Source organism: Rhodococcus sp. 5A-K4, assembly GCF_046097995.1.
GTDB lineage: Bacteria > Actinomycetota > Actinomycetes > Mycobacteriales > Mycobacteriaceae > Rhodococcus_F > Rhodococcus_F erythropolis.
This window is the reverse complement of sequence record NZ_JBJURM010000002.1, coordinates 152,063-164,898: the sequence shown is the minus strand read 5'-3', so window position 1 is coordinate 164,898 and position 12,836 is coordinate 152,063. Positions and strand designations below refer to the sequence as shown.

At 61.6% G+C, this 12,836-nt stretch carries 13 protein-coding genes; 2 read left to right on the top strand and 11 right to left on the bottom strand.

Annotated features, from left to right (window positions below):
• Positions 1-24: 24 nt before the first annotated feature.
• The 5 genes from ACKAMS_RS03095 to ACKAMS_RS03075 are packed head-to-tail and all read right to left on the bottom strand — an operon-like array spanning position 25 to position 4,664.
• The gene (locus ACKAMS_RS03095) at positions 25-1,059 is read right to left on the bottom strand and encodes a phosphotransferase family protein (RefSeq protein ID WP_408988587.1); all 1,035 of its coding nucleotides are present in this window, start codon (positions 1,057-1,059) and stop codon (positions 25-27) included.
• On the bottom strand, positions 1,052-1,834 hold the full coding sequence (locus ACKAMS_RS03090; RefSeq protein WP_007730827.1) for an SDR family oxidoreductase: 783 nt from the start codon (positions 1,832-1,834) through the stop codon (positions 1,052-1,054). Before ACKAMS_RS03090 ends, ACKAMS_RS03095 begins: the two co-directional genes overlap by 8 nt.
• Position 1,835: 1 nt before the next feature.
• The gene (locus tag ACKAMS_RS03085) at positions 1,836-3,056 is read right to left on the bottom strand and encodes an acyl-CoA dehydrogenase family protein (RefSeq protein ID WP_408988586.1); all 1,221 of its coding nucleotides are present in this window, start codon (positions 3,054-3,056) and stop codon (positions 1,836-1,838) included.
• A complete protein-coding gene (locus ACKAMS_RS03080) occupies positions 3,043-3,846 on the bottom strand; it encodes an enoyl-CoA hydratase-related protein (protein ID WP_408988585.1) in 804 nt (267 codons plus the stop codon). Before ACKAMS_RS03080 ends, ACKAMS_RS03085 begins: the two co-directional genes overlap by 14 nt.
• On the bottom strand, positions 3,843-4,664 hold the full coding sequence (locus ACKAMS_RS03075) for an SDR family oxidoreductase (protein WP_020909431.1): 822 nt from the start codon (positions 4,662-4,664) through the stop codon (positions 3,843-3,845). Before ACKAMS_RS03075 ends, ACKAMS_RS03080 begins: the two co-directional genes overlap by 4 nt.
• Positions 4,665-4,822: 158 nt before the next feature.
• Here ACKAMS_RS03075 and ACKAMS_RS03070 point away from each other — a divergent pair, with 158 nt between their 5' ends.
• Positions 4,823-5,299 (top strand): MaoC family dehydratase, encoded by a 477-nt coding sequence (locus tag ACKAMS_RS03070; RefSeq protein ID WP_003942878.1) that lies wholly within the window; start codon positions 4,823-4,825, stop codon positions 5,297-5,299.
• A 90-nt stretch (positions 5,300-5,389) separates the two neighbouring features.
• Here ACKAMS_RS03070 and ACKAMS_RS03065 read toward each other — a convergent pair whose 3' ends face one another.
• Entirely contained in the window at positions 5,390-6,103 is a 714-nt protein-coding gene (locus ACKAMS_RS03065; RefSeq protein WP_019745704.1) for a TetR/AcrR family transcriptional regulator, read from the bottom strand.
• A gap of 104 nt (positions 6,104-6,207) precedes the next feature.
• On the opposite strand from ACKAMS_RS03065, the gene ACKAMS_RS03060 reads away from it, so the two are divergent.
• Entirely contained in the window at positions 6,208-7,728 is a 1,521-nt protein-coding gene (locus tag ACKAMS_RS03060) for an AMP-binding protein (protein WP_019745705.1), read from the top strand.
• A 52-nt stretch (positions 7,729-7,780) separates the two neighbouring features.
• Here the strand turns inward: ACKAMS_RS03060 and ACKAMS_RS03055 are convergent, their stop codons facing one another.
• From ACKAMS_RS03055 to ACKAMS_RS03035, 5 genes are all read right to left on the bottom strand, one after another.
• Positions 7,781-8,068 (bottom strand): putative quinol monooxygenase, encoded by a 288-nt coding sequence (locus ACKAMS_RS03055; RefSeq protein ID WP_019745706.1) that lies wholly within the window; start codon positions 8,066-8,068, stop codon positions 7,781-7,783.
• Between the two features lie 56 nt (positions 8,069-8,124).
• Positions 8,125-8,757, bottom strand: a complete 633-nt coding sequence (locus tag ACKAMS_RS03050; protein WP_046379450.1) for an HAD family phosphatase — start codon at positions 8,755-8,757, stop codon at positions 8,125-8,127.
• Positions 8,758-8,795: 38 nt separating this feature from the next.
• Positions 8,796-9,470: a TetR/AcrR family transcriptional regulator gene (locus ACKAMS_RS03045; RefSeq protein ID WP_019745708.1), complete on the bottom strand. Its 675-nt coding sequence runs from the start codon at positions 9,468-9,470 to the stop codon at positions 8,796-8,798.
• Between the two features lie 68 nt (positions 9,471-9,538).
• Positions 9,539-10,930 (bottom strand): MFS transporter, encoded by a 1,392-nt coding sequence (locus tag ACKAMS_RS03040; RefSeq protein ID WP_019745709.1) that lies wholly within the window; start codon positions 10,928-10,930, stop codon positions 9,539-9,541.
• A 250-nt stretch (positions 10,931-11,180) separates the two neighbouring features.
• Positions 11,181-12,836 carry an AMP-binding protein gene (locus ACKAMS_RS03035; RefSeq protein WP_153211447.1) on the bottom strand — a complete coding sequence of 552 codons (1,656 nt, stop codon included), beginning with the start codon at positions 12,834-12,836 and terminating at the stop codon, positions 11,181-11,183.

Genomic DNA, 12,836 nt, shown 5'->3' with positions numbered 1-12,836 from the left:
TTCGACGGACACCGGACGATCTCGTCAGATCCCGGCCTGATCTGCAATTTCCCTGGCTTTGGCTACCAAGGCGTCAATACGTTCCACGGTGGGAGTTCCGCTCTCCGCGGCATTCTGCGGTTCGTCGCGGGCGCGACGCATCACGCCCTCGGCGATCACGGCGATCTTCCACAGCCCCAAGGTGTGCCAGAACTTCAGCGCAGCCGGATCCCGTCCGGTGGCCTCGAGATAGATCCGGGAGATCTCCTCTCGCGAAGGGAATCCCGGGAGCGCTGACGCCGGGAAATCGCCACCAGTGTCCTCCCCGGCCGCCGGCCAGTACGCCAACAAGCTTCCGACATCGGCCAACGGATCACCGAGTGTGCAGAGTTCCCAGTCGAGGGCCGCGACAACTTCGCCGTTCTCAGCGGAGGTGATCACGTTGCGTAGGTGAAAGTCGCCGTGCACCAACGTGGTTTCGGTGTGAGCCGGCTGAGCTGCAATGAGACGTCGGGTGAGATCGTCCAGGTCAGGACATTCCCGCGTCTTCGACTGTTCCCACTGTCCGCCCCAGCGCTTCAGCTGCCGTGCAGCGTAGGGCTTGTGGCTTGCCAGGTCGTCGAGACCGGCCTGTTCGAGGTCGACGGCGTGTATTTTCGCCAGCGTCTGAGCGAGCGAGATTCCGATTGCCCGGCGACGATCTTCCGACAACGCCTCCGCAAGAGGCATTCGGTCCACCACTTCGCCGTCCACGAATTCCATGAGGAGCAGCGGAACTTCGGTGACGGCTGGATCCTCGGTCAACCCGAATACTCGCGGCGAAGGCACGTCGGTGGATTCGAGAGCGCTCAGGATTCGAGCCTCACGCGCCACGTCGTGAGCCGAGGCCAGCAGGTGCCCCAGCGGTGGGCGTCGTAGCACCCAGCGATTGCCGTCTTGATCGCGAACCAGGTACGTGAGATTCGACTGCCCCAGGCCGATTCGATCGAAGGACAACGGCCCGGTGAAGGCGATCCCCAGGCCTGCTATCCACCCGGTGACCGCTTCGGTATCGAGTCCCACTACTCCGACGCTAGCCACCGACGGACGCTCCCTGCCGGAACGGGAGTGCGTCACCCAACAACTGGCCACCGTCGATCGTCATGATCTCGCCGGTGATCCACTGGGCTGCATCCGAAACCAGGAAGGCGATGGCAGCGGCCACGTCCTCGGGTTCACCGATGCGTCCGAGAGCGGTCGACGCGGACACCGCTTCTTCATGTTCTTTCCACAGAGCTTCGGCGAGTTTGGTTCTCACCACTCCCGGAGCAACGGCGTTGACACGAATCTTCGGTGACAACTCGAGCGCCAACTGCTTGGTGATGTGGATCAGAGCAGCCTTCGACGCGTTGTACGTACCGATCCCGGCCTCGAACGCCATGCCGCCGATCGAGGCGGTGTTGACCACGGAACCACCGTGCTCGCCCATCCAGGCCCGCGCTGCCAGGCCGGTCCACAGGACTGGAGCCCACACGTTGACGTCGAAGGTCTTGGCGAAGCGCGAGTGATCCTGGTTGATGATCGGCCCGAACGACGGGTTGGTGCCCGCGTTGTTCACCAAGATGTCGAGACTGCCGAAACGCTCGATCGTCTGCTCGACGCACTTGCGTGCAGCATCCTCGTCCGTCGCGTGAGCGCCGACGCCGATCGCGTTGCCGTTCACCTGCGCGGCAGCCGCATCTGCGGATTCCTGTGAGCGCGAAGTCAGTACGACGTTTCCGCCCGCCGCCGCAATCGCCTGCGCGGTCGCGAGGCCGATGCCCCGCGATGCGCCTGTGACGATTGCCGTCTTACCGGTGAGATCCAGTCCTGCCATGTCAGTTCGCCTTGACTTCGCGGTACTTGCGCAGTTCCTGCTTGGCGATCGCGCGCTTGTGCACCTCGTCCGGGCCGTCAGCCAGGCGAAGGGTGCGCATGTGGGCGTAAGCCATCGCGAGCGGGAAGTCGTCCGTGACGCCGCCGCCGCCGTGAACCTGGATGGCGCGGTCGATGATCTTGAGCGCGATGTTCGGCGCCGCAACCTTGATGGCTGCGATCTCGGTGCGCGCTTCCTTGTTGCCCACCGTGTCCATCATGTGAGCGGCCTTGAGCGTGAGGAGTCGAACCATCTCGATGTCGATACGAGCCTCGGCGATCCAGTCCTGGATATTCGCGTTGTCGCTGACGGGCTTTCCGAAGGTGATGCGGGTGGATGCGCGCTTGCACATCAGTTCCAGTGCGCGCTCGGCCATTCCGATTGCACGCATGCAGTGGTGGATGCGGCCGGGGCCGAGGCGGGCCTGGCTGATCGCGAATCCTTCGCCCTCGCCGGCGAGAATGTCCTTGGCCGGGACGCGCACGTCCTCGAAAGCGATCTCGCCGTGTCCTTCGCGGTCCTGGTAGCCGAAGACCGGCAGGTTGCGCAGGATCGTGACGCCGGGAGCATCGATCGGAACGACCATCATCGACTGCTGACGGTGGGTGGCGGCATTGAAGTCGGTCTTGCCCATGACGATCAGAACCTTGCAGTTCTGGTGCAAAGCGTTGGAAGCGAACCACTTACGGCCGTTCAGTACGTACTCGTCGCCGTCACGGTCCATACGAAGCTGGATGTTGGTGGCGTCGGAACTGGCAACCTCGGGCTCGGTCATCGCGAAAGCAGAACGGATTTCGCCTTCGAGAAGCGGCTTGAGGTACTTCTCCTTGTGCTCGTCGGTGCCGAAGAGCGTGAGCACCTCCATGTTTCCCGTGTCCGGAGCGGCGCAGTTGGTGGCCTCGGAAGCCAGGTGGCTGCGGCCCATGATCTCCGCGAGCGGTGCGTATTCCAGGTTGGTCAGGCCGGGGCCCCATTCGGGATGCGGGTGAAAGAGGTTCCACAGCCCGCGCGCCTTGGCTTCCTTCTTCAAGTCGTCGATGATCGGCGGCTGGAAGTGCGGGTTACCGGACTCACGCATCTGCTCTTCGTAGACCGCTTCGGCCGGGTAAACGTGCTTGTCCATGAAATCGAGCAGTTCGGCCTGGTACTTCTTGGTGCGATCCGAGAACTCAAACACTGACATGTGAACTCCTGACAGAGAGGGAAGGAAAATTGGGGGCTCGATGTTCGAGATGGCTGTTGACGCCCTCGACGACATCCGGGCCGTGAAATGCATTCAGCATCAGTGATTCCGCACGCCTGGCGGAATCGGTGAAGGTCGAGTGCGCGTCGGCACTCATCTGAGACTTGATGACGGAGAGGGACGTCGGCGAGCAGTTGGCCGCGATGTCCTCGGCGTAAGCAATCGCCGCATCCAGAACGTCACCGCCGCTGACCAGGTGGTCGATCAAACCGATACGGTACGCCTCGTCGGCATCCACCATCCGGCTGGAAAGCAGAAGATCGACTGCTCGACTGTGACCGACCAAGCGGGGCAACATCCAGGAGATGCCGTACTCCGCAATCAGGCCTCGACGCGCGAACGCGGTAGTGAATCGCGTTGCGCTCGAACCGAAACGAACGTCACAGTACAGAGCCTCGACCATTCCGAGCCCTGCGGCGACGCCGTTGACGGCAGCGATCAGCGGCTTGCGAACGGTGGTCGGGAAATCACGGTCCCGTGGTCGGACAAGATCACTTTCGGAGACGTCGCCGACGTTCTTCAAATTGCCGAGGTCAGCCCCCGAGCAGAATCCTCGACCGGAGCCGGTGACAACAATTGCTCGGACACTGGGATCTTCGTCTGCTGCGGCCAAAAGGTCGTAGTACTGATCTTCGAGCTCGTTGGTCCACGCGTTGAGAACGCGGGGCCGATTGAATGTCAGGACCAGCACCGCTCCTCTCTGCTCGGAGAGGACGAGTTGCTCGGTCATCGCGTTCCCGCGAGCAGCGACGCCTGGTACCGGCGCATCCCGCGCAGCCAACGGTCGTAGTCGGCGCCCTTCTGCCGGTACATGTCCAGAACGTTCTTGTGCGGAAGGATGAGGAATTCCTCGGCATCTACTGCGGCAAGAACGATTTCGGCGCATTCAGCAGGCTCGAGAACATTGCCTGCCGCAAGCACGGCCCCGGTTGCGGCCTTGCCGACCGGATCGCCGGAGTTCTCGCCTTCGTAGAGAAGCTTGGTGTTGACACCCATCGGACACAGGCAACTGACGCGAACGCCCTGATCTCCGTAGGTGATCGAGAGCCACTCGGCAAACGCGACCGCGGCATGTTTGGTCACCGAGTACGCGGCGGACCCGACCTGACTGAGCAAGCCGGCAGCAGAGGCAGTGCTGATGAAGTAGCCTTCCCCGCGCTCGGTCCAACCAGGGACGAGGAGCCTGGCGGCACGAATGTGGGCGCGAACGTTGACGTCGATCGTCGTGTCCCAGACGTCCTCACTGATGTCGAGGCCCATGCCTCCGGTGACGCCGGCATTGGCGAAGTAGAGGTCGACCGGGCCGAATTCCTTTTCCGCCTGCGCGATGAGGCCCGCAATGACCGTCTCGTCGGAGACGTCGCCACCCGCAGACACTGCTGCGCCGGGATGCTCCATGTTGATCGCCTCTGCCACTGCCGAAGCTGCCGCCCCGTCGAGGTCGGCTACTACGACGCGAGCGCCCTCTGCGGCCAGTCGCTGCGCCAACGCACCGCCGATCCCCCCGCCGCCACCGGTGACAATTGCTACCTTCTGGGCAACCTTCATGAGCGATTCCTCTCGCTTGCGTCATACCTAGGCGCTGACAGTGATCCACGTCTCCCCTCATGTATAGTTGAATCCGGCGTCAGTTTCAACCGTCGAATCGCGACGGTCACCCGAACGGCCCGTTCCGTCCTCCTGAACTGCGAGTAAAGGGATCAACGATGACTGAAAACCAATTGCCCGTCCGCCCGTCCACCTTCGCCGAGCTCGAGAAGCTCATCGGCCAGGAACTTGGCCCGACGGAGTGGTACGACATCACCCAGGAGCGCATCAACGCGTTCGCCGAAGCCACAAACGATCATCAGTGGATTCACGTCGACCCGGAACGAGCCGCATCGAGCCCGCTCGGCAGCACGATCGCGCACGGACTCTTCAGCCTCTCGCTGGGCCCACAGTTCTCCTACCAACTCATCCACTTCGACGGCTTCGCGCACAGCCTCAATTACGGCTACGACAAGGTTCGCTTCCCCGCTCCGGTTCCCGTGGGATCCCGGGTCCGCATGCGTGCAACCGTCGTGTCCGCGGAGCAGTTGCCCGGCGGAATCCAGGTGAAGATGAGCCAGGTGGTTGAGCGCGAAGGTTCCGACAAGCCAGTCGTCGTGGCCGAATCCGTCGCTCGCGTCGTCGAGAAAAGCTGAACAGAGAAAAGCTGAACAGAGAAAAGCTGAAACAAGACCCGGCACGTCCCGGCCGCTCGAACGTCGATACGGCCGGGGCGACCTGCCGCTTCAGGATCGGTCAGGGAACTTCAGCGCGTTAGCCCACAGGTCTGTCACCGTGGCGACAATCTGATCGAACTCCGGCGAACGCCCGTCCACCTCACCCTCATGGAGGGTGAACAGACTGTAGGCGAGCCGACTCACCATGCCGGACAGAGCAATTGACGCTGTCATCGGATCCAGCGTCGTGTCCGCGATACCACGACTCTGCAGATCTGCAATCCCGCGGGCATTACGGCGTATGAACGCATTGGCACGCTCGCTGCGGAACTTTCGGAACTCCGGGTCGATGTGAGCAACCTGCTCCATGAGCCCCATCAATTTCGCATTGCGTTGATACGCCGCCAGATACGCTCGATTACTTGCCTCGAGCACGGCGTACGGATCGTCTGCGCCCGCCACGCGTCCCATGCCCGGGTGCATCATGTCGTCTCGCGCGACCTCGAGGACGGCGGCGAAGACCTCTTCCTTGTTCGCGAAGTAGGTGTAGAACGATCCCGTCGCGCAGCCGGCTTCTTTGGCGATGTCGATCAGACGGGCATCGAGATAGCCACTACGCTCGAATACCGTGCGGGCAGCGGCAATCAGCGCTGCGCGCGTGCGGGTTCCCCGCTCGGTGGTGGGCCGATCTCGGAGCAGCGCAGGCGGAGCCACCGGCAGGGCGGCAATTCGCGATTCGTCATCGAGCACGGTGCGCTCCCCATCCTTCCGAGCCAACATCATTTCGGGACAATCCCAGCAGACTCGATGTTGACGCCGGATTCAAGTGTACGCTCTGGTGAGACCCAGGACACACAATCGGTCGATTCCTCCCGAAAGGCAGAACCATGGTTAGCGTTCTCGACCCGGTGACCCGTCACGCGGAAGTCACACCGGACAACATCGCAATTCGAAACAGCATTGCGATCCGCGGCACGGATGAACACTGGACTTACCGGCAGCTCCACGACGCATCCCTGGCGTTCGCCGGCCGCATTCGCGACGCCGGGTTGAGCGTAGGCGATCGGGTTCTCCTAGCGGCACCGTCGGTAGCGGAATTCGTCGTGGCGTACATGGGAATTCAGGCCGCAGGTTGTGTCGTGGTACCGATCAACACGATGTCGGCGCAACCCGAAGTCGAGTACGTTCTGGACGACGCGGAGATTTCCCTGGCCATCGCGTGGCATCAGCTCGGTCCCGCAGTCCAGGATGCAGGGAGCGCGCGCGGCGTCCCGGTGTGGACACTCACCGAAGAGTCGGCGAAGGCCGATCATGCACCCGCAACTGTGGTCGACCGTGAAGCAACAGACACCACGGCGATTCTCTATACCTCCGGCACCACCGGACGCCCGAAGGGCGCTCAGCTGACCGTCGGGAATTTGTTGTCCGCCGGTGAGATCGGCGCCGAGAGCAGCCGCGGAAACCCTTCGGACCGCACCGGAACCGGACTGCCGCTCTTCCATATCTTCGGCCAGGGTTCGGTCATGATGGCAACCTTCACCGGCGGCGGATCACTGTCCCTGCTCGCCCGGTTCGACCCCGCTGCCATGCTCGACCTGGTCCGCCGGGACAAGCTCACCATCATGGCCGGTGTCCCCACCATGTGGAATGCCATGCTGCACGCCGCCGCCGACGTGGACAGCTCCGACTTCGAACAACTCAGGATCGCAATCTCCGGTGGCGCATCACTTCCCGGTGAAGTCGCTCGCGCCTTCGAAGCACGGTTCAACTGCACGATCCTCGAGGGCTACGGCCTGACCGAGACGAGCGCGTTCGGGACTTTCAACAGCATCGACCGCGTCGCAAAGATCGGATACACCGGCCGCGCCGTACCGCGCACCGAGGTCGAGGTGCGTGATCACGACGGAAATGTCTGCGAGGCAGGCACAGTGGGCGAGGTGTTCATCAAAGGACCGACGGTCATGAAGGGTTACTGGAAGCGCCCTGAAGACACCGCCGCCGTTCTTTCCGACGACGGATGGTTCCGCACCGGAGACCTCGGTGAGACCGATCCCGACGGGGACCTTCGCATCGTCGACCGAGTGAAGGACCTCATCATCCGTGGTGGATACAACGTCTATCCGGGCGAGGTCGAAGAGGTGCTCTACCAGCACCCCGACATCATCGAAGCCGCAGTGATCGGCATACCCGACGACTACTACGGGGAGGAAGTTGCCGCAGTGGTGGCCGTGCGTCCAGGCTCCGACCTCGAAGCAGACGCCGTCACTTCGTGGGCTCGGGAACGTCTCTCCGCCTACAAGATTCCCCGAGTCGTCCAGTTCATCGACGCACTCCCGAAGGGTTCGACGGGAAAGATCCTCAAGCGATCGATCGACCGAACCGAACTCCTCGCCCAGAAGCAGAACTGAAAACACAGGTGAGCCCCGGCCAGATTTCGCCGGGGCTCACCTGTTCACTCGCTCAGAGAGCGTCGAAGTACTCGATCTGCGGGGCGCCGGCGAGGAAGGGCGCCATCGCCTTTCCTGCAGCCTGGAAATGCTCGGACGTTCCGTGAGCCTTGATGGCAGCACCGTCCTGATACAGCTCCATGAACTTGTAGGAATTCGCATCCGTTTTCGATCGGATCAGTTGATACAGAACCGTTCCGGGCTCCTCCGTGCGCACCTTCTCCGCAAGTTCGGCGATTACGGCTTCGAACTGCTCGCCGCTTCCGTCCTTGACGGTGATATCCGCGATGACAGCAATCATTCGTTCCTCCAAAAGTGTTCCAGCAGTATTCGAGTGTTACCGAGAAACCTACAGTTTCACTGCGTGGGCAGTAGTCCGAACGTCGATGCCAATTGCCTGCGAGTGCTTTCCGCGTCGGTGTGGAGAATGCCGGCGATCCCCAATCGTGCCGCACCGTCGAGATTCTGTTGCAGATCGTCGATCATGACGGCATCTTCGGGCGCGACGCCCAGGCGCTCACACGCGATGATGTAGATCTGACGGGAGGGCTTACGAATCCCGACTTCCGAGGAGATCACCACTTCGTCGGCCAGGTCCTCGAGGACAAAACCCGAATAACAATCACGCCCGAAAGCATTGGACACGAGCGCAACAGGGTGTCCCGCCGCCCGCACGTCCGCGAGCAGACGCACCATCTCCTCGTCTCGAATCAGCCCGGCTTGCATACGGTCGACCAATCCAACGCTGTCGACGACTGCGCCGTGCGCTCGTAGACGTTCTCCGAATCCGGCCTCGAAGGCCTCCTGGTCGATCTTTCCGGATTCGTGATCGGAGAGCAGCCTCTTCGAGACGTCGTCGCGGGAGAGCAGCGTCAACGGAAGTCGTGGGTCTCCCCCAAGCGAGGCCCCGAAATCTTCGAAGGCCTGAAGAACACTGGAGGTGAGAACTCCACCGAAATCGACGAGCACTGCCGTACGCGTAGGTGTCATTGCTCCATCAGACACCAAACATGAACCCGGCGTCAACATCAGTTTTGGCGCAGCGAGAATTGTAAAGTGTTGATCCACAACCGGTTGACCGTATCGAGCAGACCATCGAAGGTCACTCCGGCGGCGCCGTCCTCGCCGCCGCGGGATACGAAGTACCCGAACGCAAGTCGACTGATCATCCCGGAGAGTGCCCGAGACGTCAGTAGCGGATCCAGGTTCGCGTCCGCCAGACCGGCTTTCTGCAGCTTCTCGATACTGCGCGCGTTGCGTCGAACAAACGCGTCAGCACGCTCGAGGCGGAGAACCCGGAACTCCGGATCGATACTTGCGACCTGCTCGAGCAGTCCCATCAGCTTCGCGTTACGTCGGTACGCCTCGAGGTACGCGCGGTTGCTCGCCGCGATGACCTCAGCGGGATCCGCTCCTTTCGGAGTGTGCGGCATGCCCGGATGCATCATGTCTTCGCGCGCCAGCTCCATCACAGCCGCGAAGATCTCCTCCTTGCTTGCGAAGTAGGTGTAGAACGTACCGGCCGAGCACTGCGCCTCCACCGTGATGTCGATCAGACGCGAGTCCAGATAACCGGTCCGTTCGAAGACGGTGCGAGCCGCATCGATCAACGCTCGACGCGTACGCAAACCACGCTGAGTGGAGGGGAGTTCCCGTGACACTGTCGACGAAGCATCTTCGGAGCCTGTGCGTGCTGCAGCCATGCTCCAGTTATACGTCAGACGCCCGCTACCGGTGACCGATAGCGGGCGTCTGTTCGAGACCGAAGGTATTACCTGGCGTAGAGGTGCGCGCCCGGAATTGCGTTCGGATCGTCCCGAACTTCCTTCGGATTGGTCTCTTTCAGTACCCAAGCGCTGAAGAAGGTCACCAGACCCATGAGTGCTACGAACACGGCAACCCATGTCGTGGTTCCGGTCTTCGCGATAAGTGCTGTCATGATGAACGGGGTGCCGCCACTGACCGTGATCGCAGCCAACTGGTAGGCCAACGATGCTGCCGAGTAGCGCACGTTGGGTGCGAACAGTTCACCCATGTATGCCGCGATCGGCCCGTAGGTCATCGACTGGAACACGCTGCCGACCGTGACTGCGATGAAGAACAGCGGCAGGGACTTGGTGTTGATCAACCAGAAGTACGGGAATGCCCAGACCACGATCGCCGCGGCGCCGATCAGGATCATCGGACGACGACCGATCTTGTCGGACATCTTCCCGGACCACAGCACCACGCCGACTGTCAGCAACGCGCTCAGGAGCGAGATGATGAGCAGTGAGTTCCGCTTCAACCCCAGTTCGGTTGTGCCGTAGCTGAGTACGCCGGCAATGCTGATGTAGAACAGTGCATTGGTGGCGGCCAGAAGTCCGCAACCGAGCAGGATCTTGCGCCAGTGATCCTTGAGCGCCTGCGCCAGTGGAGCCTGAACGACGACATCCTTTTGGTTCTTCTTGGCGTCTTCCTGCAACTCGAGGAATTCCGGCGTGTCCTCGACCTTCGTCTGGATGTACAGAACCACAGGGAAGAGCAGCGCGCTGGCGAAGAACGGAACTCGCCAACCCCAGCTCAGGAATGCTTCGTTGGAAATGGTCGCGGTCGCGACAAGGAAGACCAGGTTGCCCAGCACTACACCGAACGAGACACCCATCTGACCGAAAGTGCCTGAGAATCCGCGCTTCTTGGGGCTCGCGGATTCAGTGAGGAGAAGGACGATTCCGCCCCACTGGCCACCGCAGGCGAGACCTTGGATGAATCGCAGTGTCACCAGAAGAATCGGAGCGACGACGCCGATTGCCGACGCACTCGGAATCGCGCCGATCAGGAATGTCGCGACAGCCATCAGCAACAGGCAGGTGACGACGGCGGGCTTGCGTCCGTACTTGTCGCCGAAGTGTCCGGCGACCAAACCGCCGATGGGGCGGGCAACGAAGCCGGCCCAGAACGTACTGAACGAGAGCAATGTGCCCATCAGTGCGGATGAATCGGGGAAGAACACATGCGGAAAGACCAGTGCCGCAGCCGTTCCGTACAAGAAGAAGTCGTACCACTCGATGGAACTGCCGAGCAGTCCCGCGCCGAGAAGTTTGCGGTGCGCTTTCTTCTTCTTCCGTTCCTGATCGGACAGGCCCCCTGCCTGCGTGTTCGAATCCACTGCCGATCTCGTCATGGGTTACTCCTCGATGGGTCGGACGCTCGTCGCGCCGGGAGTTGAGAAGTGAAACCGGGCCAGAAGTAGAAACTGACACCAACTTCAACTCTGTGGCGTTGCGATCAGTCTGCGATACAAAAAGAGTGATGTCAATCACTGAAATGCATTGCCGCATAAGGGACTAAATCCCCTATCGATGCTCGCCGATCACCACGACGAATGGCCGGCTCACCTTGTCGGCGGCCGGCAATTCGTTTGTCAGGCAGATCTAGTTCGGTACCCGCAGTTCACGACGAAGAATCTTGCCGCTCACTGTTTTCGGCAGGTCATTCATGACCTCGACGATGCGTGGATACTTGTATGCTGCAAGCCTTTCCTTGCAGAACTCGACCAGATCCTCGGTGGTCGCCTCGGCACCGTCCTTGAAGGACACGAAGGCCTTCACGGTTTCGCCGCGATACGGATCCATGACACCGACGACGGCAGCCTCTCGTACGGCAGGGTGTTCGTAGAGAACATCTTCCACTTCGCGTGGCCACACTTTGAAGCCCGAGGCATTTATCTGATCCTTCATCCGGTCGACGATGTAAAACCAACCGTCGCCGTCCATGAATCCGATGTCGCCGGTGTGAAAACGCCCGTCCGGCATCGCATGTGCGGTCTCGTCCGGCTTGTTCCAGTATCCGAGTGCAACCTGGGGACCGGAGACCACGATCTCGCCGTACTCCCCGATCTGTACCGGCTTGTCGTTCTCGTCCACCACCTCGGCGTACGTATTCGATACCGGTACGCCGACAGCAACGGCCCCCGACGCCGGATCTACCGGCGCTTCACGCGAATTCGGCACCACGATCGCCGGGCTGTTCGTCTCGGTCAGCCCGTAGCCGTTGTGAACGTAGTGACCGAACTTCGCCCGGAACGCTTCCAACGCGGCGTGCGGGATCGGCGCGCCACCTGAATACACCGACTCGAGAGAGCTCAACGATTCCTTCGAGACTGCGGCGCTGTCCGTCCACGCGATGAATACCGTGATCGCTCCGATGATCGCGGTAGCCCGATGCTCCGAAATCGACTCCGCTGCAACGAGGGGATGGAATCGGCAGGTCAGAATCGTGGGCGCGCCGGCCAGGAGTGGAGCCGCGACGTGCCCGATCAACCCGGTGATATGGAACAGTGGCGCCACCGCGAACATCGCGCCGCCGGGGCGCAGCCCCAACCAGTCCCGATAGATCTGCGCTGCGAACACGACATTTGCGTGCGTGTTCATCGACCCCTTCGGCGGGCCGGTCGTCCCCGACGTATAAGGAAGGTAGGCAAGGTCTTCCGGGGACAGATCGACCTTCTCGGGCTTCTGTCCTCGATGAGCCTCGATCAGTTCCAGTAGGTCCGGAAATCCATCATGTCGAATCCTGGACGCCGAACCGAAGATCCGTTCATCGTCGCGCGACTGAAAATCCCGTTCCGACGTGGTGATGACCCGTCGCACTTCGGTGCCCTCGGACGCAGTCGCCACGGTCTCGGCCGAGGACTCGAGACAGATGACTGCTACCGCGCCGCTGTCCGCGAGTACGGTGGACAGCTCACGGTCCCGGTACATCGGATTGACCGGAACGACGACAGCGCCGAGTTTCCAGACTGCGACCGTCGCGATGACGAACTGCGGAACATTCTGCAGGACAAAGGAAACTCTGTCGCCGAACCCGATTCCGTCCACGGCGAGGGCTACCGCAAGCGCGTCCGACATCTCGTCGAGCTCGGCAAAGCTGACGGTCCTGTCGAAGTACCTGATGATCGGGGCGGTGCGATCGCGCTCCAGCGACGCACGGAACATCGCGAGGGCATTGACATGCTCGATGTCCACATTCGGCGGAGTGTCGGCGTCGTAATTGGCGAGCCATGGCTTGCTCTCGTACACGTTGGTCAT